We start from the raw sequence: 23,448 nt of genomic DNA, 5'->3' as shown, positions 1-23,448 counted from the left end.
ATGTGTGGGTGGGTGTAGGAACAGGCTTTAGGTGATAGATGATTTCTTTTTCGGAGAATACTAAAGTGGAATCGGTAAGTTCCTTGATGCTGAAATGGCGTATGGTGTCTTTAGGTTGGTTATAGTACAGTACCAAAACGTTGTTTTGGTGTACGTAATTTCCAGTATGAGGTTCTTGGTTTTCGGCAGACGTTTGATAAGAAAACGAACCGTTTTCCAATTGAAAAAAATCTGAATCAGAAACAGAAGAAAGTGGTTGACCTGTTGTGTTTTCTATAGTTTGAAATTGCCATTTTTTTTCAATGCTTTGCGATGAGAGTGTATTTATTGCAAAAAAAATAGCTGTAAAAGCCAAGAAAAAATATTTCATCTGTTTTGAGTTTATTAGATCATATGTGAGCTACAAAATACTAATTTGAAGCACCCATAACCGTCAAGCAAACACTCATTTTAAACAGCGAAACTAACGTTTGGAGATTTCGTCCCTTATTTTCGCAGCTTTTTCATAATCCTCATTTTTAACAGCTTCTTCCAAGAGTGCATTTAATTCTTGCAAAGATTTGTCCTTGAAACTTTCCTGAATCCCAGCTTCAACTTCTTCGGCAACCAAATCATCCACGAGGATACTGTCACCTTCTTCTTCACTTTTTGGGTTTACTTTTAAATAAATCCCAGCTTTGTCCAAAATGTTCTTATAGGTAAAAATAGGGGCTTGGAACCTTAGGGCCAAGGCAATGGCGTCACTTGTTCGGGCATCGATAATCTCTTCAATTTTATCGCGTTCGCAAATCAAGCTCGAATAGAATACACCATCGACCAATTTATGAATAATGACCTGTTTGACAATAATATCAAACCGATCGGCAAAATTTTTGAATAAATCGTGGGTTAGTGGTCTTGGAGGTCGGATTTCTTTTTCTAGGGCGATGGCAATGGACTGTGCCTCGAAAGCACCTATCACGATAGGTAGTTTTCGGTCGCCATCAACCTCGTTCAAAATAAGTGCGTAGGCACCATTTTGTGTTTGACTATATGAAATTCCTTTTATGTTAAGACGTACTAAACTCATAATAAAAAACACAAAGAACTGTTTAAATTAGGACTTTAGCAACAACTAATGACAGATTTTGTAAGTCAACTAAATTTAAACAGTCCTTTAAAGATACAAGTTATAAAAAATATTATTGTTGTGCCTTAAATGTCTTCAATTTTTCAATGAGTTTAGGAACAACTTCAAAGGCGTCTCCAACAATTCCGTAATCGGCCGCCTTAAAGAATGGAGCCTCAGGATCGGTATTGATCACTACTTTTACCTTGGAAGCGTTGATACCAGCCAAATGCTGGATTGCTCCTGAAATTCCGATGGCAATGTACAGGTTGGCAGCCACAGGTTTTCCTGTTTGCCCAACGTGTTCACTGTGCGGACGCCATCCTAAATCGCTCACTGGTTTTGAGCAAGCAGTAGCAGCTCCTAAAACATCGGCAAGCTCTTCTACCATTCCCCAGTTTTCAGGTCCCTTAAGACCACGACCACCAGATACTACAATCTCTGCATCGGCAATGGTAACCTTTCCAGTTACTTTATCTACCGATTGTACATTTACTCCAAACTCCGGAATAGAAGGAGTGAAGTCTTCTGCAGCAGCGGCGGCACTGTTTTCAACAAGACCAAAGGCATTTTTAGAAAGCGCAACCAATTTTACATCGGTATTGATGGTAGTCATGTTGAACGCTTTATTGGTAAATGCTGTACGTTTAACTGTGAAAGGAGCGGTGCTTGTTGGAGCTTCAACTACGTTGGAAGCATAGCCTGCATTCAGGTCTACGGCCAAAAGTGGCGCTAAATATTTACTGTCTGAACTTGAGCTTACAATCACTACTTGGCTGCCTTCTTTTTGAGCGGCTTGGGCAATGATACTAGCGTAAGCATTGGCATTGAATTTCTCTAATTGGGAATCACTTACCTTTAATACTTTGTCAACACCGTAAGTTCCTAAAATGGAAGTGTCCTCGGCGTTAATGGTTACCGCAGTAACGGTAGTGCCCATTTGGTTGGCAACAGCTTTGGCGTAAGACGCTACTTCCAGCGCCACTTTCTTAAATGTTCCTTGTTCTGATTCTGTATATACTAAAACTGACATAAGCTTAATTTGATATATAAAACTAAAATTGAATCAAATTCAATTGGGTTTTATATGTAGGTTATTAAATTACTTTGGCTTCGTTGTGAAGTAGGTTAACTAATTCTTCTACGTTGTCTGGATCGATTAAGGTAACAGCACCTTTTGGAGCTGGTTTCTCAAACTTTACAGATGCTGTTTCGGCAGATGCTTCCACAGGTTCTAGAACTGTTAACGGCTTTTTACGAGCCATCATAATTCCTCTCATATTAGGAATGCGCAAGTCGCTTTCTTCTACCAACCCTTTTTGACCTCCAATAACAAGAGGGAAAGAAGTGCTAACGGTTTCTTTTCCGCCATCAATTTCTCTTACAGCTGTTACAGCAGTGCCTTCAACTTCAAGACCAATACAAGTATTTACGAAGTTGGCATTGCTTAAACGTGCCAACATACCAGGTACCATACCTCCGTTGTAGTCGATAGACTCACGTCCGGCAATTACAAGGTCATAGCCACCATCCTGCACAACTTTTGCCAATTGTTTGGCAACCACAAAACCGTCGGTTGGCTCTGTGTTTACACGAATAGCAGAATCTGCTCCAATGGCAAGGGCTTTTCTTAGGGTAGGTTCAGTTTCAGGGCCTCCAACATTTACAACATCTACAGTTGCACCTTGTTTTTCTTTAAACCACATGGCGCGAGTCAAACCAAATTCATCATTAGGATTGATTACAAACTGCACACCGTTGGTGTCAAATTTAGTGTCGCCTTCGGTAAAGTTAATTTTTGAAGTCGTATCAGGTACATGGCTAATACATACTAATATTTTCATATTGATATTATTATTTAATAAGTACTTTTTTTTTCGAGGTTACGAAGTTAAATAAATTCATTTGAATATTTGCTATGCACGCATAATATAATTTTGCCTTTTTGAGAGAAATATGGTGTTTATGGTAAAAAAAGTTAAAATATATATGCGTTTTTGTGGTAATTACTTAAAAATAGGAGTGAATTTGGTTTGAAAATAGAATGCTGTTTTATCTGGGGCCTTTCAAAAATTACAAATCGTGGGAAAAGGGGATTATTTTTTTATGAATTATTCCTATTTTTGCTATCCAATTTAAACTTGAAATATAAATGAGAGGAGCCTTATTGTAACCGTAAGTTTTCTACAGGGCAATAGGTGAATTTTATCTGACCATTTAAATAATATACAAATGAAAACAATTCAATTCAGAGAAGCTGTTTGCGAAGCCATGAGTGAAGAAATGCGTAGAGATGAAAGCATTTACTTAATGGGTGAAGAAGTCGCAGAATACAATGGTGCTTACAAGGCATCAAAAGGAATGTTGGATGAATTCGGCCCTAAGCGTGTTATTGACACTCCTATTGCTGAACTTGGTTTTGCAGGAATCGCGGTGGGTTCGACAATGACTGGAAACAGACCAATTGTTGAGTTCATGACGTTTAACTTCTCTTTGGTTGGAATTGATCAAATTATAAACAACGCGGCAAAAATCAGACAAATGTCTGGTGGACAGTTCAAGTGTCCTATCGTATTTCGTGGACCTACAGCTTCTGCAGGTCAGTTGGCTGCAACTCACTCTCAAGCTTTTGAAAGCTGGTTTGCCAATACGCCAGGTCTTAAAGTAGTTGTGCCATCAAATCCTTACGATGCCAAAGGACTTTTAAAATCAGCCATTCGTGATGACGATCCAGTAATTTTCATGGAAAGTGAGCAAATGTATGGCGATAAAGGAGAAGTGCCAGAAGGAGAATACACTATTCCATTAGGGGTAGCTGATATTAAGCGTGAAGGAACCGATGTAACCATTGTATCTTTTGGTAAAATCATTAAGGAAGCTTATATCGCTGCTGATGAATTGGCTAAAGAAGGAATTTCTTGTGAAATTATCGATTTGCGTACTGTACGTCCATTAGATAAAGCAACTATTTTGGCTTCTGTTAAGAAAACAAATAGATTGGTAGTATTGGAAGAAGCTTGGCCATTTGGAAACGTTTCAACCGAGATTACTTATATCGTACAATCTGAGGCATTCGATTATTTGGATGCTCCTGTTGTAAAAATTAACACTGCCGATACTCCTGCGCCTTATTCTCCAGTTTTATTGGAGCAATGGTTGCCTAATAGTACCGATGTTGTTAAAGCTGTAAAAAAGGTAATGTATAAATAAAACGCGTTTTTTTGCGTTATATAAACTTCATTGGCATATTTGTGCTGATGAAGTTTTTTTGCTTATGAACATAAAACTATTTTCTCTATTCTTTTTCTTCGGGTTATTATTTGGATTTTCGCAAACCAAAGTTAGCGGTTATGTAATAGATGAAAACAACCAACCAGTGGCTTATGCCAACGTTATTTTTAAGGGATCTACAGAGGGGACCATCTCCAATGAAGAAGGGCGTTTTTATCTAGAGTCCGATAATAATTGGGATACTTTAACCGTATCGTTTTTGGGCTATGAAACCTTGGAGTTAGCCTTGCTTAAACGTGTCAACTATAACTTGAATCTTGTGCTCAAGGAGGAAGCTGCTTCCTTAGGGGAGGTAGTTATTGTAACTGGTAAACAATCCAAAAAGGAATCGGAGAATCCTGCCATTGGAATTTTAAAGAAAATCTGGGCTCATAAGCGATCAAACGGACTTCGTATGTTTAATCAATACGAGTACGATAAATATGAAAAAGTTGAATTTGATATCAACACCATAGACAGTGCTTTTATGGAAAAGAACTTGTTCAAAGGAATGGAGTTTGTCTTTGAGCAAGTGGATACTTCCAATGTCACGGGAAAAACCTATTTGCCAATATTCATCAACGAAGCGGCTAGTAGGGTGTATGGGGACAATGAGATAAAAAAGGAGCGTGAAGAGTTAAAGGGGAATAAAAATTCTGGTTTTAGCGATAATCAAGCGCTTATTGATTTTGTGGATGACTTGTATGCCGATTATGACGTGTATGATAATTACCTTAAGTTTTTCGATAAGAGTTTTGTGAGTCCATTGTCTAAAACAGGGATCAATACTTATAACTATGTGCTTTCCGATAGTGCTTTTATTGAAAACAAATGGTGCTATAACATTATTTACTACCCTAGACGTAAAAACGAGCTGACTTTTAAAGGGGATTTTTGGGTAGCCGATACCACTTTTGCCATTAAGGAAATCAACATGCAAGCCTCCAAGAGTGCTAATATCAACTGGGTGAAGGAAATCTATATCGAACAGGAGTTTGAGGTACTCAATGATTCGGTGTTTTTAATCAAAAGGGATTATTTCATGTCCGATTTTGCCTTTCAGAAAAAGGAAAAAGCCAAAGGGGTTTATGGAAAGCGAACAACTTTGTACAACAACTATGTGTTCGATAAACCTAAGGATCCCAAATTCTATGTAGAGGAGGTTTTCGATTTTAATAAGGAAATCTACAATCGTGATGATGAATTTTGGGAGCAGAACCGTTTGGAATCCCTCAATAAGGATGAGCAGGGTGTCTACAAAATGCTCGATACCTTAAAAACCGTTAAAAAGTTTCAGCGAGTCTATAACACGGTAAGCATGTTTGCTTCAGGATACAAGGAGTTTCCGGAATTGAACTTTGATTACGGACCTATTTTTTCAACCTTTGGTTATAACGATGTTGAAGGTTTTAGGCTTCGGGCTGGGGGACGGACTTATTTTGGATATAATGATTTGTGGCGTGTTGAAGGATTTACGGCCTACGGTTTTAAGGACAACAAGTTTAAATACGGGATTTCAGGAAAATGGTTGTTGGATAAAAAGAACCGTATCATTATTTCTGGAGGAAACCGTCGCGATGTAGAACAAATAGGGGCGAGTCTTACCAATTCCACCGATGTTTTGGGACGTAGTTTTGCCTCTTCAGCGGTGTTTACCACAAGTGTCAACGATAAATTGACCAATATCAATTTAACCACATTGGCAGCCGAAATTGAGCCCGTAAAGAATTTGGTGCTGCGCATAATTGGTGATTATAGAACCTTGCGTTCAGCTTCGGAAACCTTTAGTTTGGACTATTATGATGAAGAATCTCCTTCGGGAATTGCATCTGAAGTCCGTCAATACCAGACCACACTTTCTTTGTCCTATTTTCCAGGCCGAAAAATGACAGGTTTTGGGGTGGAGCGTTCCAGTGCCAATGATACTTATGCTAGTTTGTTTGCGCAGGTTAGTAGAGGTGATAAGGTGGTTTTTCAAAGTGATTTTGAGTATACCAAATTACAGTTCTCCTATATCCAACCATGGCAATTGGGTGGCTTTGGACGTTTGACCTCGGTAATTGAGGCAGGAAAGACTTTTGGAGCGGTGCCTCTTGGATTGTTGAGTGTCATTCCTGGGAACCAATCGTATTTTTCAATTTACAATACTTTTAGTTTGTTGGATTATTACGAGTTTGTAACGGATACGTATACTTCGCTACACCTTGAGCATAATTTCAATGGACGTTTTTTCTCCCGTATTCCGGTGATAAAGAAATTCAATCTAAGGGCCATTGTTGGTTTTAGGGCAGCATGGGGAAAAATATCCCAAGAAAATAGAGATTTGAATGCTTCCGGACTGGAGTATATAGCCCCTACAGATGAACCCTATTACGAGTATAGTTTGGGAGTGGGCAATATTTTTAAGGTGTTCCGTTTAGACTTTAATTTCAGGGGGAATTATCTCGAAATTCCATCAGCAAGGGATTTTGGAATCACAGGAGGGTTTAACTTCCAATTCTAGAAATTTACTTTAATGTAGTTTTTATAAGGATATGGCCTTTATTCTTTGCAAGGTTGCCCCGTTTTACACTTTCTTAAACTAAAGTCCAATAGTTTTTAGTTGTCTAAGCATAAAGACTTCCGTATCTTTGCGCCTTTGAATTTCGAAAAAACTAAACATTGTATCTCTTTTTTAGAGGTAGAAAAATAAATATTGAATGAGTACGAAAGATGATTTAACCTTTGATGTGTTAATTGAGATCCCAAACGGGAGTCGTAACAAATATGAATATGATTTCGATCTTAAGAAAATTCGTTTCGATCGAATGTTGTTTTCATCAATGATGTATCCTGGTGATTACGGGTTTATTCCTGAAACTTTGGCCTTGGATGGTGATCCACTAGATGTTTTGGTAATGGGGCATCAACCAACATTCCCAATGTGTGTTATGGAAGTAAAGCCAATTGGAGTTTTCCATATGACAGATGAAAAAGGACCGGATGAAAAATTAATCTGTGTACCGGTATCGGATCCTATTTGGAATAAATTAAGTGACATTAGTGATTTGAATCCACATAGACTGGAAGAAATCGAGCACTTCTTCCAAGTATATAAAGATTTGGAAGAAAAGAAAGTTGACGTTGGTGGTTGGGGAGATGCCAAAGAAGCCTATGAAATTTTTAGCAAATGTGTGCAGCGTTACCAAGAGAGTGGGCACTTCAAAAAAGGAAGCTTTACCATATAAGTTCCCTTAAAAAATAAATTATTTTCAAAAACCCCTTAATAAAATTAAGGGGTTTTTTATATTCTTTGTTTTTCCTACATTTAACGTAAATTTTTGTAACTTAAAACATTAGGATATGGAATCAAATATGATTTTTGTGCCAATTGCAATGGCAATTTTAGGACTGCTTTTTATGTTCGTGAAAATGGCATGGGTAAAGAAGCAGGCTCCCGGTAATGAAAGAATGCAGGAGATCTCAACGTCTATCAAAGAAGGCGCTCTCGCTTTTTTAAATGCCGAATATAGATTGCTGGCTATTTTTGTGGCGATTGCTTCTGTGGCGCTTTTTGCAATTTCATATTTTGTTCCAACAACACATTGGATAATCATCGTGGCTTTCATTTTGGGAGCCATTTTTTCTGCTTTGGCTGGAAATATAGGGATGCGCATTGCTACCGAAGCTAATGCAAGAACTGCCGAAGCTGCCAAAACCAGTTTGCCACAAGCTTTAAAAGTAGCTTTTGGAGGAGGCACTGTGATGGGATTGGGGGTTGCGAGTTTGGCGGTTTTGGGTTTGAGTCTTTTGTTTTCTATTTTCATAAAAATGTTTATTGTTGGAAATGCCTCTTTTTATGAAGAAATGACCATGGCCTTGGAAGCTTTGGCTGGTTTTTCCCTAGGAGCCGAGTCTATTGCTTTATTTGCTCGTGTAGGTGGAGGTATTTATACTAAAGCAGCCGATGTAGGAGCCGATTTGGTAGGGAAAGTGGAAGCAGGAATTCCTGAGGATGATCCTAGAAATCCTGCTACTATTGCTGATAATGTTGGTGATAACGTAGGGGATGTAGCTGGTATGGGCGCCGATTTATTTGGTAGTTATGTAGCTACCGTTTTAGCGGCTATGGTACTTGGGAATTATGTGATCAAAGATATGTCTCAAGATGCTCCTTTTACGGATGCCTTCAATAATATGGGGCCTATTTTGTTGCCAATGGTAATTGCCGGAATCGGTATTCTAGCCTCTATCATTGGAACATTTTTAGTGAAAATTTCAAGTAATGATGTTAAGGAAGCCCAGGTTCAAAAAGCGTTGGATTATGGTAATTGGGCTGCCATTATTCTAACCTTATTATCTAGTTTTCTTTTGATAAAATATATGTTGCCGGACACTCTAACCATGAGTTTCTTTGGGGAAGGATACAAAACGGTATCTTCCATGCATGTGTTCTGGGCTACTTTAATAGGACTGTGTGTGGGCGCTCTAATTGCGACCGTTACCGAACACTATACGGCACTCGGGAAAGATCCGGTAAGAGGGATAGTTCAAAACAGTTCTACAGGGTCTGCTACCAATATTATAGCAGGACTTGCAGTGGGAATGAAATCTACTTTCTTTTCTGTATTGTTATTTGCTGTTGCCATTTTCGGGTCGTATGAATTGGCTGGATTTTATGGTGTGGCCATAGCAGCTTCTGCCATGATGGCGACCACGGCTATGCAGTTGGCTATTGATGCTTTTGGACCAATTGCCGATAATGCAGGAGGTGTAGCAGAAATGAGTGAATTGGATCCTGAGGTAAGAGAACGTACTGATATTTTGGATTCTGTGGGAAATACAACGGCAGCCATAGGAAAGGGGTTTGCCATTGCTTCGGCCGCTTTAACAGCGTTAGCTTTATTTGCAGCATATGTAACCTTTACAGGGATAGAAGGTATTAATATCTTCAAGGCAGATGTATTGGCGATGTTGTTTGTTGGGGGGATGATTCCTGTAATTTTTTCTGCATTGGCTATGGAGTCTGTAGGAAAAGCGGCGATGGAAATGGTTAAGGAAGTGAGACGCCAGTTCCGTGAAATTCCGGGGATCATGGAAGGAACCGGTAAGCCAGAATATGCAAAGTGTGTGGATATTTCTACCCAAGCAGCATTACGTCAGATGATTTTACCTGGTTTGATTACGATTATTACCCCGATTATTATTGGATTTGTTTTTGGTCCTGAGCCACTTGGAGGGTATATGGCTGGTGTGTGTGTGAGTGGTGTAATGTGGGCTATTTTTCAAAATAATGCTGGAGGTGCTTGGGATAATGCCAAAAAGTCCTTTGAGGCTGGGGTAGAAATAGATGGTGAAATGAGTTATAAGGGGAGTGATGCCCATAAAGCTGCGGTTACGGGAGACACGGTTGGAGATCCTTTTAAAGACACCTCGGGACCATCGATGAACATCTTGATCAAGTTGACCTGTTTGGTTGGTTTGGTGATTGCGCCTATTTTGGGAGGGCACTCTTTTCATTCGGCTTTAGGCGAATCTATGGAAAGTCAAGAAATTAAAAAGGAAATAAAAATAGAAATGCAGTCTGTGGAAGCTGAAAATGCCAGAGCGGTGGTAACGACTGTATTTACCGAAGATGGAGAGACGGTAACTGAAGAGATGGTTTTAGAAGGAAGTTTGGACGAGGTAAAACAGGCTCTTGAAGACATAAAAAAAGAAGAGTAAGACGTTTGGTCTTTTAAGTGTTAATTTGAAGAACCATGCCGAGAGGCATGGTTTTTTGTGTTAACTATTTTTGAAGGAAGAAACTCCCTACGAAGCGCATTTGATTTACTATCTTTAATTTATGAATTACGATCAACTAACCACTTTGGGAATTGCTTTTGGACTTGGCCTGCTAGTGGGGGTGCAAAGGCAAAAAAGCGATAATAAAATGGCGGGGGTAAGGACCTTCACCCTTTTGTCTGTGTTGGGCGTAATGGCTGCGTATTTAACCCAAGTATATGACAACCCATATATTTTACCAGCTTTGGGATTGTCTATTGCGGCCATGTTTGTGACGGCTAATATGATCAAATATAAGTCTGACGAATCTCAGGATTTTGGCCAGACCACTGAGGTAGCTGCCTTATTGATGTTTTCCATTGGGGCTTATTTAGTCTTGGGAGATCAGTTGGTTGGGGTTATTGTAGGGACCTTGATGGCTATTTTGTTGTATGTAAAAGAACGGTTGCACCATTTTATAGACCGTTTGAGTGAAAAGGATCTTTCTGCTATTATGACCTTGGCAGGAATCAGTTTGGTGATTCTTCCCATTCTTCCTGATAAAACTTTTGGTCCTTATGGTGTGCTCAATCCAAGGAATATTTGGTTGATGATTACCTTGATTGTAGGGATAAGTGTAGTAGGGTATTTCATTTACAAATTTGCAGGTAAAAGAGTGGGGGTGATTGCCAATGGAATTTTGGGAGGGTTAATTAGCAGTACGGCTACTACGGTAAGTTATGCGAGAAAAACCAAAAGTACCAGTGATATAAATAAAATGGCGGCATTTGTCATCGCCACGGCATCCATGGTGTCCTTGGTTCGGGTTCTTATAGAAATAACGGTGGTAGTTCCCCAAAAGCTCAATTATATTCTGCTGCCCATACTGGCAGAAATTATAGTGTTGGCTTTGCTTTGTGCGTCCTTATTTTATTTGGTGAATAAGGATGAAACTGATGATGAAATGCCAGAACCTGAAAACCCTGCTCAATTTAAAAGCGCCCTTTTGTTTGGGTTACTGTATGCCCTTATTTTGTTGGCAGTGGCATTTACCGAAGAGAAATTTGGGAATGAAGCTTTATATTTGGTCTCAATTGTGAGTGGTCTAACCGATGTGGATGCCATTACCTTGTCGATTTCCCAATTGATGAAAATTGATAATATTTCCGTGCATTTAGGTTGGAAACTTATTCTGCTAGCAGCACTTTCCAATTTAGTGTTTAAGGGTATTATGGCAATGATGTTAGGTACAAAACAGCTTGCCAAATGGGTAGGTGTAGTGTTTGGGGTTGCCTTGGTAGTTGGCCTTTTTATTATTTGGTTGTGGCCAGATTGGTGGCATTTATAAAATGATTTTGTTTCAATGTTTAAAAAAGACCCGCTTCAAATTGTTGTGTTTCAAAGTTACGGGACCAATTCCCATTTGTATGTGAGGGGCAGGGCTTTGGAAGACGAATCGATTGATCTCGATCAGCATCATATTTTTCAATTATTTGTAAATTCTTGGAAGCGTTTTGAAAGCGATGAAATTAAATACGCCAATCTTAAAATTACCCTGCCAGATACAAGAATAATTGAAACCCAAACTGATGACCACGGCTATTTTTTGGTAGATACCACTTTTGAAGATTTACACGCATTGACCAATGAGGAAGGTTGGGTGCATTTTGAGGTGTCCTATAGCGATGACCATCCAAAGCGGAAAATTCAAAACAATAATAGGTTTAAGGGGGAGCTGTTGGTGCCTTCCGAAAAAGTGGATTATGGTGTTATTACCGATATTGATGACACGCTTTTACATACTGGTGTGGTATCGTTGTTAAAATGGCGTGTAATTTACAATACCATCTTTAAGAATGCCAAGCATCGGTTGCCTTTAGAGGGAGCTCCTGGATTTTATCATTTATTGCATCGGGGAAGATCAGGTGAAAATGCGAATCCTATTTTTTATGTCAGTCATAGTCCGTGGAATATGTACCGATATTTGGAGTTGTTTTTAAGGCAGCATCAATTTCCGAAAGGGCCTATTCTGCTAAGAAGTTTTAAAAATATTCTGCAGAAAAAAAGAGGGGATAAACCACAAAAGCAAAAGGAGATTTTAAATATTTTTAAAACTTACCCTAAGATGAAGTTTATCTTGATTGGGGATAGCGGCGAATATGATGCGGATATCTATATTGAAATAGCGCAAAATTACCCAGATAGAGTCTTGGCCATCTATCTTCGCAGTGTCAAACACACCAAAAAAATGTTAAGGGTTCGCGGTTTGTTTGAAAACTACAAAACCACACCAGTACTTTTGGTGGAAAGTAGCGAACAGGCCATAGCCCATGCAAGAGCCAATAAATTTATTAAATAAGGTATTAAAAGAGACCGTTTATTTGGGCATCAATTCTATTGATAACTTCACCTAAATCTTCTGGTTTCGACACAAAATCCAATTGGTCTACGTCAATAATCAAAAGGTTGCCTTTATCGTAACCATGAATCCATGCTTCGTAGCGTTCGTTTAACCTGCTTAAATAATCAATGCTAATAGAGCTTTCGTAATCCCTTCCTCTGTTGTGGATTTGCGACACTAAATTAGGGATAGAACTACGCAAGTAAATAAGCAGATCAGGTCCTTGTACCAAAGATTCCATAAGGTCAAAAAGCGAGCGATAGTTTTCGTAATCCCTATTGGTCATAAGGCCCATGGCGTGGAGGTTTGGAGCGAAAATATGGGCGTCTTCATAGATGGTTCTATCCTGAATAATGTCCTTGCCACTTTGCCTAATTTGCAATACCTGTCTAAAACGACTGTTCAAAAAGTAAACTTGCAGGTTGAAACTCCAACGTTCCATTTGATTGTAAAAATCATCTAGATATGGGTTGTCTACCACATCTTCCAATTGTGGTTCCCAATGAAAATGTTTGGCGAGTAATTTTGTAAGCGTTGTTTTTCCAGCGCCAATATTTCCTGCTACTGCAAAATGCATATGTTAATCAATTTTTAAATGGAATTGTTTGAGGGTTTCCCTATCGTAAATATACAAGGTTTGGTTGGTTACTAAAAACTGTTTTATTAACAATTCGGGAAGGATGATACTTTGGAATTGACTCAGTCCATTTCCCAAAAAGTAAAGTTGGTTGTCTTTTTTTAGGATAAGGATTTCATTAACAGTACCCATAGCTGTAAAGCCTTCATTTTTTATTTTGGAAAGTAAACTCCCAGTATAGGTGTAGGTGTACAGATAATCTTCGGTAAGTAGCCAGCAGTAGTTGTAATTGCTTTTAAGGTCCAAAACTTTGGATTGGATGGGCATGGCGGCTGCTTTTGTGATATTGGTTTTGTAATCGTAAAGTTCCAATTGAAGTAAATCCTGGTTGAAAATCCATATGTTGTTGTCGAAACCAGTGCTTATAAGCGAGACATTTTTATAGGGCTGTTTGGTGTTGAAATCAATTCTGAAAATTTCTGCCAAACGATTGTCTAAAATAACAACCGTATTAAAGTCTTTGTAAAACAAATTGATTTTTAACGGATTGAAAGTATTTGCCGAAGTAAGGTTTCCCAGTTGCACATTGGCGTAGTTGATATCCTTTCCTTGATATTTCTTGTGGAAGGTATTATTGGAGATGTAGTAGAGGGATTCAAAATTGTCAATAGCAATGATGGTATCTGCCTTAAAAGGTCTTGAGTCAACAAAAGTGGCTTTAATAGACGTTTGCGCACTTGCAAGGAGGCTGTAAAAAAGCAATAAAAAAAGGGAGTACTTCATGGAATTGAAATTACAAAATGCATTTGAAAGTTTGGAAGCGTGGATAGGAAAAAAAAGCAGCTAATTAATTAGCTGCTTTTTTTATTCTGATTCTTCATTTACTTGAAATTCAAGTCCTACGCCTCTAACTCTTCTTACGCTGATATTTTCATCATCCTTAAAAAACTTACGGACGCGGCTAATGAATACGTCCATACTGCGGCCAGAGAAGAAGTCTTTTTTATTCCAGACTTTGGTTAAAATATCTTCCCTTGGAATCAATTGGTTTCTGTAGTTTGAAAAAAAGTATATCAGTTGCGCTTCTCTTTCAGTTAGGGTTTGGATAGAATCTCCAAAGTGAAGTTCAAGGTTATTGAAATCGAAGGTGTATTTGCCTATTTGTATAAGGTCTGAAGTTTGGGTCTCTACCGTTAGCTTTTGTTGTTGGAGGGTTCTTCTAATGATATTGTTTACCCTTAAAATGAGCTCTTCCAATTCAAAAGGTTTCACGATATAATCATCGGCACCTAAACGTAATCCTTTGAAACGGTCATTTTTAGTTTTTCTTGCTGTTAGAAACAAAAAAGGAATATGAGGGTTGCTGCCCACCATTTTTTTTGCCAAGGAGAATCCATCCATTTTGGGCATCATGATATCAAGGATGCAAATATCGAAAGTTTGTTGTTTGAACATCTCAAAAGCTTCTTCTCCATTTTGGGCCCAACTTACCTTGAACTTGTTGAATTCTAAATATTGTATAAGAGAAGTGCCAAGGTCTATATCATCTTCAGCTAATAAAATGTGTCTTTCCATAGAGCCTTAGTTTTTTGTCGGGATGCTTTCGAAATTTTCTGCAAAAATAGGCAACTTATTAATGTTATTCAAATGACTAGAATCATGAAAAAATAGATGGCTTTATATGAGGGAGAAAAAGTTTAGTAAATGAGTTTATACCCAAACCCTCGTACATTTAAAATTTGGATTTCAGGGTCCTCCTTTAATTTTTTTCGAAGTTTGGTAATGAATACATCCATACTTCTAGCGCTGAAAAAATCGTCATTTCCCCAAAGTTTGTTCAAAATCACAGAACGATCCAAAACCTTGTTTTTGTTTTGGATCAAGTGAAATAGCAAATGGGCTTCCCTGTGGGTTAATTGAATGGGATCTTCATCTAGGAATTGTAAAGTCTGTTTAGGAAAGTCAAAGGTAAACTTGCCCAGCTGAAAGGTTTTAGAAGCTTTTTGGAGTTTAGATCTATTCAGTAAGTTGTGAATCCGTACAATCAGTTCCTCCATACTGAAGGGTTTTTTTAAATAGTCGTTGCCGCCTATCGAAAAACCTTCTACCACATCTTGGGTTTGGGATTTGGCCGTTAAAAAAATAATAGGAATGTTGTCGTCTATGGCTCGAATGTCTTTGGCTAGCGTAAAACCATCCTTTTTTGGCATCATTACATCTAAAGCCAAAATGTCTGGATGTTGCGATTTATAGGTGCTCAAAGCAACTTCGCCGTCTGGGCAGAGAAGTACATTAAAGTCTCTGGTTTCAAGGCTCTCCTTGATAATTTGCCCCAAAGCAGCCTCATCTTCGGCTAGGAGTATGGTGGTTTTAGGAGTCATTAGGCATGTTAATTTTAAAAGTTGTCCAATCTTTGGTTAGGTCCAATTGAATGGACCCGCCATGCTTTTCAATAATCTTTTTGGTATAATACAGTCCAATACCGAAGCCCTTTACATCGTGTGTATTTCCTTTGGGAATACGATAGAATTTTTCGAAAATCTGCTCTTTATGTGCAGTGGTAATGGTATTTCCGTTGTCGGAAATTTCTATGTTAAAACCATTTCCATTTTGGACTAGTAATACCTTTATTTGGGAGCCACCATATTTAATGGCATTATCCAAAAGGTTGTTGAGTACATTTTCAAAATGGAAAACATCTATATGCGCTAACACATCTTTTTGGTTAGGTTGGAATACTAAAGTTTTGTTTTCAAGCTGAAGTTGATGTTTGTTAATGACTGTTTCCAAGAGCTCTGTGATGTTGGCGGTCTCTTTATTCAGTGGTAAGTTGTCGCTATCCAAAGTGGCGGTTTCCAATAACTTTTCAACCATAGTGTTGAGTTTGGAAAGTTGCTGGTTGGAAATGTTTAGATAGGTCTCTGTTTTTTTTGGGTCGTTTTGTAAGTTGAAATTTTTAATGCCTTCAATGGCGGCACTAATGGTTGCTATAGGTGTTTTAAATTCATGGGTGATATTGCTGATTAGGTCATTTTTTACTTCAGATAACTGTTTTTGGTGTTTGATGATTTTTAGTAAATAAAACAGGCAGCTGATAACGGCTAAAATTAGGATGGTAGATATAAGAATTCCAGAAAGACTTCGCTGTAGGATTTCTGCTTTTTCATTGGCGAAAAATACCGTTAGATTGTTGCCTCTTGGCAAGTATGAGGATTCCGAAGTTGTGCTTAAGACATGTTGTTTTTTTAGCTTTTGACTCTTTGGTGTGAACGAGAGTTGGTTTAGGGTAATGGTATCATTGTCATTGACATTTTCAGTGAGTTTGTAGTCAATGTCAATACGCTTTCTTAGTAGTTCCTTTTGGAAAAGTGTGTCTATTTTTGGAAGTGAAATACTATCGCTGGACAATGAAATGACCACTTTCGAGGTGAGTATTTCGAAGTTTTTTCGCTTTGTGGAATCTACTTCATTGTTGAAGGCTGCTTCCAATACATGGTCTCCTGTTTTTGGTTTGTGAAGGTTAAGGGAGCTTAACATGGAATCGGCTGCTTTGCCCTTAAAAATTGAAACGCCGTCTATAGCTTTCAGCTCAAGAGAATCTAATCCTTGGTAATGTTTGGTAGAAAAATCAATTTGCCTGATGATACTGTCAAAAGCACCGCCATTTTTCATAAATTCATCCTGCCCATCACCATTGAAAGCAAACCCAATAGTCGTGTTTTCGGCCAACTCGGTATAATAGTCGTCTACAGCGTTGTCCAAACTTATTTGGACTTCATTGATCAATTGCTGCCTGTTGGAAAGATAGTTTTTGTAATTCCAATACACCTGTATGCCAATGGTGCAAAGGATTACCAAAACAATAATGTATAAAATCCAATTGTAGCGTTTATCGTTCATAACTCAAATGTAAATGTTATGCCATTGGAAAACTAACCGGTTAACACTCGTTAACACTAGTTAACTGTAATTGCAGAAATTAACAACCATATTTGTAGTGTCAATTAATCAAAAATCGAACAGTTATGAAAACATTAATTATTGTGTTAGTCACAAGTCTGATGTCTGTTTTATGCTTGGCTCAATCACCAAGCGTAGCAGACTTTGGCGGAAGTGATGAGGTTAAATTTGAAAGTATTTCCATAAGTATTAATGCTGAATCAATGCAAGACTTGGAGGACTTGAATCTTGAGGAAATACAGGATATCTTTAAAAACTCCGAAGCCAATAAAGAATTGTCATTTCAAATTGTGTGCTATGGCGAACCAATGAAAAACGGAAAAAAGGCGTCTTTGTCCATGAAGGCCGATGGCAATTCCAATGATTTGGAAGCTTTTTGCAATCAAATTAAAATGATACAAAAAATGGCCTTGGGCTATTACCAATAAAAAATCAAAAAGAACTACTTATGAAAACAGTTATTAAAGTATTTGCAATATTGATGGTATTTACAACCATTGCCAATGCTCAAGATTTTACAGGCGTTGCCACTTATAAAACCAAACGTAAAATCGATATCCAATTGGATAGTAGTCAGGTGAATTCTGAGATGCACCAAAAAATGATGGACATGCTTAAAAAACAGTTTGAAAAGACTTTCATTTTGTCTTTTAACAAGGAAGAGTCTATCTATAAAGAAGAAGAAAAACTGGGAGCGCCTCAAATGGGGGGCATGCAAATGGTGGTAGTAAATACCGGAGGTTCGGATATATTGTATAAGAATACAAAAGAAGAACGCTATACCAATCAAAATGATGTGTTCGGGAAGGTTTTTTTAATAAAGGATCAGTTGAAAAAGGAAGATTGGCAATTCCAATCGGAAAGCAAAAATATAGGAGAATATACCTGTTACAAAGCAACCATTACAAGGGTGCAACCCAAGCTTGTTAGTGGAATTAGTGTAAATGGCGATAAGGATTTAAGCAAGGAAAGGGAGCCTGAAATGGAAACGGTAACCGTGACGGCTTGGTACACGCCCCAAATTCCTATAAATAATGGGCCAGCCAACTATTTTGGTTTGCCAGGGTTGATCCTTGAAGTTAATGATGGCTCAGAAACCATTATTTGTAGCAAGATTGTTTTGAACCCTGCAGATAAGGTTGAGATTTCGGAGCCCAAAAAGGGCAAGGAGGTAAATCAAGAGGAGTTCGACAAGATCATGGAGAAGAAACTCCAGGAAATGGAAGAACGCTATAATTCCGAGCGGGGTGTCGGTCACAATATTGAAATTAAGATTGGCGGGTAGTATTTAAGAAAATTTTAACACTTGTAGGATTAACTATTAAAGATTTCATAAGTCTAATATGGTGTTTAAGAGATAATTTTATCATTTAACAATCAACCACCTTATCATATGAAATCGATTTCTACCAAATTATGCCTATTGTTCATGTTTGTCATGACGAGTATGGCAAATGCACAAGAATTTCAGGGCAAAGCCATTTACGAATCCAAAACTACCATCGACATGTCCAATTTTGGAGGTGGCCGGCAATTTACAGAAGAACAAAAAAAGATGATGGCCGAGCGCATGAAACAAATGTTTGAGAAGACATTCATTCTTGTGTTCAATAAAACGGAGTCCATATATAAAGAAGAAGAAAAATTGGAAACTCCCGGTGCAGGAGGACCTATGAGAATGATGGGGAATTTCACAGCGGGACCACAGTATAAAAATGTAAAGGATGCTCAATTGCTACAGGAGCAGGAGTTTTTTGGAAAGCAATTTTTAATCAAGGACGAATTGCCAAAGTTGGAGTGGAAAATGGAAAGCGAAACCAAGCAAATTGGTCAGTATACCTGTTTCAAAGCTACGGCAGTAAAAAAAGTGGATGACATGGATTTTAGGAGTATGAGACCACGTCCACCAAAAGACCGTAGCGAGTCGCAAGACAAGGAAAAAGCCAAAGATTCTACATCTAAAAATATCATGGATGAGGTGGAAGTTCCAAAGGAAATTATTATTACCGCATGGTACACACCACAAATTCCAGTCAACCAGGGGCCTGGAGAATATTGGGGATTGCCAGGGTTGATTTTGGAAGTCAACGCAGATAGAACGACCATACTGTGTTCTAAAATTGTATTGAACCCAGACGAGAAGGAAACCATTAAAATACCTTCGAAAGGGAAAGAAGTTACTCGTGAAGAGTATAACGACATCATGAAAAAGAAAATTGAGGAAATGCGCGAAATGTATGGGGGTAGACGTCACGGTGAAGGCAGACGTTTCTAATCGCAATTTCTATAGTATCAAACATTCCAAACCACTAAAATGAAAAGATTTTTGTTAGCCATGTTGCTATTAGCGACAAGTTATTCTTTTGCCCAAATTAAAGTAGAGGGCGTTGTAAAGGACAGTATCGGGACCCCTTTGGAACTGGCCAATGTTATTGCCATCAATCAAGAGAGCAATACTTTGGAATCCTTCGGGACAACTAACGATAAGGGCCGTTTTAAGTTGAATTTAAAGGCTAATTCTAAGTACAAGATTCAGGTGAGTTACATTGGGATGAAAACCCATGAAGAAATTATTTCAACCCAAGAAGCAGATATTACTAAGGACTTTTCCTTGCAAATGGACAACACTCTGGATGAGGTGGAATTGGTGTATGAAATGCCTGTAACGGTAAAAGGGGATACCTTGATTTACAATGCCGATTCTTTTAAAAATGGAACGGAACGGAAACTTGAGGATGTTCTGAAAAAATTGCCTGGGGTAGAAGTGACCGATGACGGAGAAATAGAAGTTGAAGGTAAGAAAGTGTCGAAGGTGATGGTGGATGGAAAGGACTTTTTTGATGGCGACTCAAAATTGGCCACTAAAAATATTCCTTCCAATGCGGTGGATAAAGTACAGGTGCTTAAAAATTATGCCGAAGTGGGGCAATTGAAAGGAGTGACAGATAACCAAGATAATATTGCCATAAACATTAAGTTGAAAGAAGGTAAGGAGAACTTTTGGTTTGGCCATGTTACGGGAGGTTCTGGCGTGGCCAACGAGGATGGTTTGTATGTGGTGCAGCCCAAACTGTTTTATTACAGTCCTAAATACAGCATCAACCTTATTGGAGATTTGAACAATATAGGGGAAGTAGCCTTTACTAGACGCGACTATTTCAACTTTACGGGAGGCTTTAGAATGCCGAGTAGACAAAGTGGTACCAACATTGATTTAGGAAATAACAACTTAGGCTTTCTAGCATTGCAAAATAATCGCGCCAAAGCTATCAGTACCAAGTTTGGGGCGGCCAACTTTAGTTATTCGCCAAAAAAATCATTGGACTTAAGTGGGTTTGCCATTTTCTCAAACACTAAAACCGAACTTCAAGAAAACAATTTTGTGCAATACACCAACCCGGAGTTGGGAATTCCTGATGAGCTTACCCAAAGCAATACCATGCAACGAAGTGATTTGGGAATGCTAAAACTGAGTGCTAAGTATAAGCCTAATGTGAATAACCAGTTGGATTATGATATTGTGGGGAGGATGTCCAAGGAGTCGCAAGACCAGTTGTTCAATTCTTCTGTGATAGGAAACACCAACCAGTATGAAGAAACCAGTCCGTATAGCATTAATCAAAATCTGAACTATTACTATACCTTGAATGAGAAGAATATTTTCGCTTTGGAAGTGCAGCATTTGCTTCAGGATGAAGATCCATTTTACAATGCAGTTTTAGAGGATAAGGAGAATTATGAGAATACAGGGAACGCTTTGGGGATGAACGCGGACCAGTTGGTGTATGACATAGGGCAGGACAAGCGAATCAAGTCCAATCAAATGGATGCCAAGTTGGATTATTGGAATGTATTGAGCCAACGAAGCGATATCAATTTTACCTTCGGAACCATTTTGAGCAATCAGAAGTTCGATTCTGAGATCTTTCAGTTTTTGGATGATGGTTCGGTTTTTGACCCTACACCAACTTTTAATGACGGATTGGATACCAATAATACCGATTATAATTTCAGTGATATTTATTTGGGGGTTCATTACCGTTTCAAACGAGGGAAGTTTACCGTGTCTCCTGGATTTTCCACCCATGCCTACAGTACAAAAAATGTGCAGTATGGCGATACGTATAAGGACAACTTCTTCCGAGTACTGCCAGATTTCAATATGCGTATTCAGTTGAAGAAAAGTGAAAATATCAATTTGAATTATAGGATGCAAACCCAATTTACCGATGTGACCAATTTGGCAAAGGGGCTGGTGTTGAATAACTATAATGCCATTTTTGCCGGGGACGAGACTTTGGATAATGCGGTGTCGCATAACCTCAACCTGACGTATTTCAGTTTCAACATGTTTAATTATACCAATGTGTTTGCTATGGTAAGTTATAGGAAGCGCATTGATCAAATTAGGAATCTGTCCAATTTTGAAAGTGTGATTCGTACCAGTTCCCCTTTTAACTCGTCATTTGCGGATGAAACAGCTTCGGCCAATGGACGTTTTCAAAGGCGTTTTGGGAAATTGCAGGCTTCCGTTAATGGAGGGTTGACCTATTCCAAATTTGCACAATTCATTCAGTCGCAAACCTCGGTGAATGAAAACTACACCCAAAATTATAAAGCCGAACTTCGTACCAATTTTAGAGAGGCACCAAATGTGGAACTAAGCTATGCCTATACCATTCAAGATAGTGACCAAGGCGATACTAGAGCTAAGTTTTATACCAGTACGCCATCCGTTGAGTTTGATGCCTACATTTGGAAGTCCATAACTTTTAGAACAGATTTCTCCTATACCAATTTCAGCAATGAAGATGGTACAATCAACGATTATAAGTTTTGGAATGCATCCTTGTCCTATAGAAAAAATCAAGATGCCAAATTGGAGTATGAGCTAAAAGCAACTAACTTGTTGGACACGAGGGCTCAAAACGAAAGTAGTACCAGTGATACCAGTATTAGGGCCAGTGAGTATTATATTCAGCCAATGTATGTTACGTTTAGGTTGATTTATACGTTGTAGAAGGTTAATTCTTTCAGAAGGAAAAATAATTGAGTTCTTTTCTCTTTTTTATTTGCTCAAATGAAAAACTGGTGTATCTTTGCGCTCGGTTTTGGGGGAGATACTCAAGCGGCCAACGAGGGCAGACTGTAAATCTGCTGACTATGTCTTCGCAGGTTCGAATCCTGCTCTCCCCACTAAAACAACAGAAGCCTGCAAGAAATTGCAGGCTTTTTGCTTTTTAAATACTCTCTGTTTTAACGGCTTCTCTTTTAAAATTAGGAACTCTTTGAGTTCAAATTCCTGCTGATATATGTCATTGTTTTAAGTGTTTAAGTTGTGTAACTTTAGTAGTGGAATCTTGGATTGAAATTTTCAACTCCTTCAACGGTTTCATTGTCCATAACCCCTAGATTTTATTGAGAATTAGTTGAGGTTTATTCCTAAGTATAGCAGAAGAAGGGCCCAAAGCACATGAAAATCAAATTTAAATGTCATGAAAAATATTCTTCTTCCCACCGATTTTTCTGAGAATTCTTGGAATGCCATCAAATATGCCTTGCAGCTTTTTGAACATGAAACCTGCAAGTTTTATTTGCTGAACACTTATACACCTCCAATTTATCAGATAGAATATGCATTGATGATTCCCGACAAACTGGGAATGGTGGATACGGCTAGGTCAAATTCAGTAGAGCAATTGAATGATTTTAAGGATCGGATGCATAAAGAGTTTCGCAATCCTAAGCACACAATTGAGACCATGGCTATTTTTAATACCTTAATTCAGGAAATTATCCTTTTTGTAAAGGAAAAGGCTATAGATTATGTTGTGATGGGAACCAAGGGAGCTTCGGGGACCAAAGGGGTTTTGTTTGGATCCAATACAGTACAGGTGTTTAAAAATGTAAAATGTCCTGTATTGGCAATTCCAGAAAATTTTCCTTTTGAAACACCTCATGAGGTGCTGTTTCCAACCGATTATTCCATCGATTATAAGGAGAGTCAATTAAAGCCTATCCGCGATATTTTGTCTGCTCATAGTTCTCGGGTCAATATTTTAAATGTGGTTCCGGAAAACGGACTTTCTGAATGGCAAGAAAAGAATAAAGATACCTTGGAAACTTACTTTAAAGACATAGCTCATATATTTCATAGTGTGAGTAATGCTACCGTTGTAAATGCCATCGAAAAATTTCAGATCAAGGCAAAAATCAATTTATTGGTCATGATCAATAATAAGCACTCCTTTTTCGAGAATTTGTTTTTCAAATCCAATATCAATCAAATTGGGTTTAATTTGAAAATCCCATTTTTATTGATTCCTTCAAAATTGCTTAAGGCGTAATTTGGGTATTATTGTTAATTTTCCTTCATATATTTAGTAAATC

Annotated in this window: 20 protein-coding genes and 1 tRNA gene; 12 read left to right on the top strand and 9 right to left on the bottom strand. The window is 38.2% G+C overall.

Annotated features, from left to right (window positions below; genetic code table 11):
• The 4 genes from ZA06_RS16120 to ZA06_RS16105 form a co-directional block, all read right to left on the bottom strand.
• The coding region (locus ZA06_RS16120; RefSeq protein WP_205625723.1) for a lipocalin family protein at nucleotides 1-370 on the bottom strand (370 nt) is incomplete at its 3' end.
• A gap of 93 nt (nucleotides 371-463) precedes the next feature.
• Nucleotides 464-1,069: a bifunctional nuclease family protein gene (locus ZA06_RS16115; RefSeq protein WP_053978527.1), complete on the bottom strand. Its 606-nt coding sequence runs from the start codon at nucleotides 1,067-1,069 to the stop codon at nucleotides 464-466.
• Nucleotides 1,070-1,181: 112 nt separating this feature from the next.
• Entirely contained in the window at nucleotides 1,182-2,141 is a 960-nt protein-coding gene (locus tag ZA06_RS16110) for an electron transfer flavoprotein subunit alpha/FixB family protein (protein ID WP_053978526.1), read from the bottom strand.
• A gap of 64 nt (nucleotides 2,142-2,205) precedes the next feature.
• On the bottom strand, nucleotides 2,206-2,952 hold the full coding sequence (locus ZA06_RS16105) for an electron transfer flavoprotein subunit beta/FixA family protein (RefSeq protein WP_053978525.1): 747 nt from the start codon (nucleotides 2,950-2,952) through the stop codon (nucleotides 2,206-2,208).
• A gap of 388 nt (nucleotides 2,953-3,340) precedes the next feature.
• On the opposite strand from ZA06_RS16105, the gene ZA06_RS16100 reads away from it, so the two are divergent.
• The 6 genes from ZA06_RS16100 (at nucleotide 3,341) to ZA06_RS16075 (ending at nucleotide 12,479) form a co-directional block, all read left to right on the top strand.
• Nucleotides 3,341-4,318: a pyruvate dehydrogenase complex E1 component subunit beta gene (locus ZA06_RS16100; RefSeq protein WP_053978524.1), complete on the top strand. Its 978-nt coding sequence runs from the start codon at nucleotides 3,341-3,343 to the stop codon at nucleotides 4,316-4,318.
• A 64-nt stretch (nucleotides 4,319-4,382) separates the two neighbouring features.
• Entirely contained in the window at nucleotides 4,383-6,881 is a 2,499-nt protein-coding gene (locus tag ZA06_RS16095; RefSeq protein ID WP_053978523.1) for a DUF5686 and carboxypeptidase-like regulatory domain-containing protein, read from the top strand.
• A gap of 196 nt (nucleotides 6,882-7,077) precedes the next feature.
• The gene (locus tag ZA06_RS16090; RefSeq protein WP_053978522.1) at nucleotides 7,078-7,605 is read left to right on the top strand and encodes an inorganic diphosphatase; all 528 of its coding nucleotides are present in this window, start codon (nucleotides 7,078-7,080) and stop codon (nucleotides 7,603-7,605) included.
• A gap of 115 nt (nucleotides 7,606-7,720) precedes the next feature.
• The gene (locus ZA06_RS16085) at nucleotides 7,721-10,081 is read left to right on the top strand and encodes a sodium-translocating pyrophosphatase (protein ID WP_053978521.1); all 2,361 of its coding nucleotides are present in this window, start codon (nucleotides 7,721-7,723) and stop codon (nucleotides 10,079-10,081) included.
• 121 nt (nucleotides 10,082-10,202) lie between these two features.
• The gene (locus tag ZA06_RS16080; protein ID WP_053978520.1) at nucleotides 10,203-11,468 is read left to right on the top strand and encodes an MgtC/SapB family protein; all 1,266 of its coding nucleotides are present in this window, start codon (nucleotides 10,203-10,205) and stop codon (nucleotides 11,466-11,468) included.
• A 15-nt stretch (nucleotides 11,469-11,483) separates the two neighbouring features.
• Nucleotides 11,484-12,479: an App1 family protein gene (locus ZA06_RS16075; RefSeq protein ID WP_053978519.1), complete on the top strand. Its 996-nt coding sequence runs from the start codon at nucleotides 11,484-11,486 to the stop codon at nucleotides 12,477-12,479.
• Between the two features lie 4 nt (nucleotides 12,480-12,483).
• Here the strand turns inward: ZA06_RS16075 and ZA06_RS16070 are convergent, their stop codons facing one another.
• The 5 genes from ZA06_RS16070 to ZA06_RS16050 form a co-directional block, all read right to left on the bottom strand.
• Entirely contained in the window at nucleotides 12,484-13,098 is a 615-nt protein-coding gene (locus tag ZA06_RS16070; RefSeq protein WP_053978518.1) for a deoxynucleoside kinase, read from the bottom strand.
• Between the two features lie 3 nt (nucleotides 13,099-13,101).
• Nucleotides 13,102-13,881: a hypothetical protein gene (locus ZA06_RS16065; RefSeq protein WP_053978517.1), complete on the bottom strand. Its 780-nt coding sequence runs from the start codon at nucleotides 13,879-13,881 to the stop codon at nucleotides 13,102-13,104.
• Nucleotides 13,882-13,962: 81 nt separating this feature from the next.
• Nucleotides 13,963-14,673, bottom strand: coding sequence for a response regulator transcription factor (locus tag ZA06_RS16060; protein WP_053978516.1), 711 nt, complete (start codon nucleotides 14,671-14,673; stop codon nucleotides 13,963-13,965).
• Between the two features lie 122 nt (nucleotides 14,674-14,795).
• The gene (locus ZA06_RS16055) at nucleotides 14,796-15,479 is read right to left on the bottom strand and encodes a response regulator transcription factor (RefSeq protein WP_053978515.1); all 684 of its coding nucleotides are present in this window, start codon (nucleotides 15,477-15,479) and stop codon (nucleotides 14,796-14,798) included.
• Nucleotides 15,469-16,998, bottom strand: coding sequence for a sensor histidine kinase (locus tag ZA06_RS16050; protein ID WP_053978514.1), 1,530 nt, complete (start codon nucleotides 16,996-16,998; stop codon nucleotides 15,469-15,471). The genes ZA06_RS16055 and ZA06_RS16050 overlap by 11 nt, the downstream gene beginning before the upstream one ends.
• A gap of 125 nt (nucleotides 16,999-17,123) precedes the next feature.
• Between ZA06_RS16050 and ZA06_RS16045 the strand changes: the two genes are divergently transcribed.
• From ZA06_RS16045 to ZA06_RS16020, 6 genes are all read left to right on the top strand, one after another.
• Nucleotides 17,124-17,486: a hypothetical protein gene (locus tag ZA06_RS16045; RefSeq protein WP_053978513.1), complete on the top strand. Its 363-nt coding sequence runs from the start codon at nucleotides 17,124-17,126 to the stop codon at nucleotides 17,484-17,486.
• A gap of 20 nt (nucleotides 17,487-17,506) precedes the next feature.
• Nucleotides 17,507-18,343 carry a GLPGLI family protein gene (locus tag ZA06_RS16040; RefSeq protein ID WP_053978512.1) on the top strand — a complete coding sequence of 279 codons (837 nt, stop codon included), beginning with the start codon at nucleotides 17,507-17,509 and terminating at the stop codon, nucleotides 18,341-18,343.
• Nucleotides 18,344-18,451: 108 nt separating this feature from the next.
• On the top strand, nucleotides 18,452-19,333 hold the full coding sequence (locus ZA06_RS16035; RefSeq protein ID WP_053978511.1) for a GLPGLI family protein: 882 nt from the start codon (nucleotides 18,452-18,454) through the stop codon (nucleotides 19,331-19,333).
• Nucleotides 19,334-19,372: 39 nt separating this feature from the next.
• Nucleotides 19,373-22,078 (top strand): carboxypeptidase regulatory-like domain-containing protein, encoded by a 2,706-nt coding sequence (locus ZA06_RS16030; protein ID WP_053978510.1) that lies wholly within the window; start codon nucleotides 19,373-19,375, stop codon nucleotides 22,076-22,078.
• Nucleotides 22,079-22,172: 94 nt separating this feature from the next.
• A tRNA-Tyr gene (locus ZA06_RS16025) sits at nucleotides 22,173-22,254 on the top strand.
• Between the two features lie 299 nt (nucleotides 22,255-22,553).
• Nucleotides 22,554-23,405, top strand: a complete 852-nt coding sequence (locus ZA06_RS16020) for a universal stress protein (RefSeq protein WP_053978509.1) — start codon at nucleotides 22,554-22,556, stop codon at nucleotides 23,403-23,405.
• The last annotated feature ends 43 nt before the right edge of the window (nucleotides 23,406-23,448 follow it).

Source organism: Mangrovimonas xylaniphaga (assembly GCF_001280435.1).
Lineage (GTDB): Bacteria > Bacteroidota > Bacteroidia > Flavobacteriales > Flavobacteriaceae > Mangrovimonas_A > Mangrovimonas_A xylaniphaga.
The sequence above is the reverse complement of the archived record's forward strand: the minus strand, read 5'-3'. Positions and strand labels throughout refer to the sequence as shown.

What these genes read in the sequence shown, in the direction of transcription:
- ZA06_RS16030 (WP_053978510.1), top strand. Translation starts at nt 19,373, where the DNA reads ATGAAAAGATTTTTGTTAGCCATGTTGCTATTAGCGACAAGTTATTCT.
- ZA06_RS16055 (WP_053978515.1), bottom strand. Translation starts at nt 15,479, where the DNA reads ATGACTCCTAAAACCACCATACTCCTAGCCGAAGATGAGGCTGCTTTG.
- ZA06_RS16075 (WP_053978519.1), top strand. Translation starts at nt 11,484, where the DNA reads ATGTTTAAAAAAGACCCGCTTCAAATTGTTGTGTTTCAAAGTTACGGG.
- ZA06_RS16100 (WP_053978524.1), top strand. Translation starts at nt 3,341, where the DNA reads ATGAAAACAATTCAATTCAGAGAAGCTGTTTGCGAAGCCATGAGTGAA.
- ZA06_RS16040 (WP_053978512.1), top strand. Translation starts at nt 17,507, where the DNA reads ATGAAAACAGTTATTAAAGTATTTGCAATATTGATGGTATTTACAACC.
- ZA06_RS16105 (WP_053978525.1), bottom strand. Translation starts at nt 2,952, where the DNA reads ATGAAAATATTAGTATGTATTAGCCATGTACCTGATACGACTTCAAAA.
- ZA06_RS16050 (WP_053978514.1), bottom strand. Translation starts at nt 16,998, where the DNA reads ATGAACGATAAACGCTACAATTGGATTTTATACATTATTGTTTTGGTA.
- ZA06_RS16095 (WP_053978523.1), top strand. Translation starts at nt 4,383, where the DNA reads ATGAACATAAAACTATTTTCTCTATTCTTTTTCTTCGGGTTATTATTT.
- ZA06_RS16035 (WP_053978511.1), top strand. Translation starts at nt 18,452, where the DNA reads ATGAAATCGATTTCTACCAAATTATGCCTATTGTTCATGTTTGTCATG.
- ZA06_RS16090 (WP_053978522.1), top strand. Translation starts at nt 7,078, where the DNA reads ATGAGTACGAAAGATGATTTAACCTTTGATGTGTTAATTGAGATCCCA.
- ZA06_RS16080 (WP_053978520.1), top strand. Translation starts at nt 10,203, where the DNA reads ATGAATTACGATCAACTAACCACTTTGGGAATTGCTTTTGGACTTGGC.
- ZA06_RS16060 (WP_053978516.1), bottom strand. Translation starts at nt 14,673, where the DNA reads ATGGAAAGACACATTTTATTAGCTGAAGATGATATAGACCTTGGCACT.
- ZA06_RS16110 (WP_053978526.1), bottom strand. Translation starts at nt 2,141, where the DNA reads ATGTCAGTTTTAGTATATACAGAATCAGAACAAGGAACATTTAAGAAA.
- ZA06_RS16045 (WP_053978513.1), top strand. Translation starts at nt 17,124, where the DNA reads ATGAAAACATTAATTATTGTGTTAGTCACAAGTCTGATGTCTGTTTTA.
- ZA06_RS16115 (WP_053978527.1), bottom strand. Translation starts at nt 1,069, where the DNA reads ATGAGTTTAGTACGTCTTAACATAAAAGGAATTTCATATAGTCAAACA.
- ZA06_RS16085 (WP_053978521.1), top strand. Translation starts at nt 7,721, where the DNA reads ATGGAATCAAATATGATTTTTGTGCCAATTGCAATGGCAATTTTAGGA.
- ZA06_RS16070 (WP_053978518.1), bottom strand. Translation starts at nt 13,098, where the DNA reads ATGCATTTTGCAGTAGCAGGAAATATTGGCGCTGGAAAAACAACGCTT.
- ZA06_RS16065 (WP_053978517.1), bottom strand. Translation starts at nt 13,881, where the DNA reads ATGAAGTACTCCCTTTTTTTATTGCTTTTTTACAGCCTCCTTGCAAGT.
- ZA06_RS16020 (WP_053978509.1), top strand. Translation starts at nt 22,554, where the DNA reads ATGAAAAATATTCTTCTTCCCACCGATTTTTCTGAGAATTCTTGGAAT.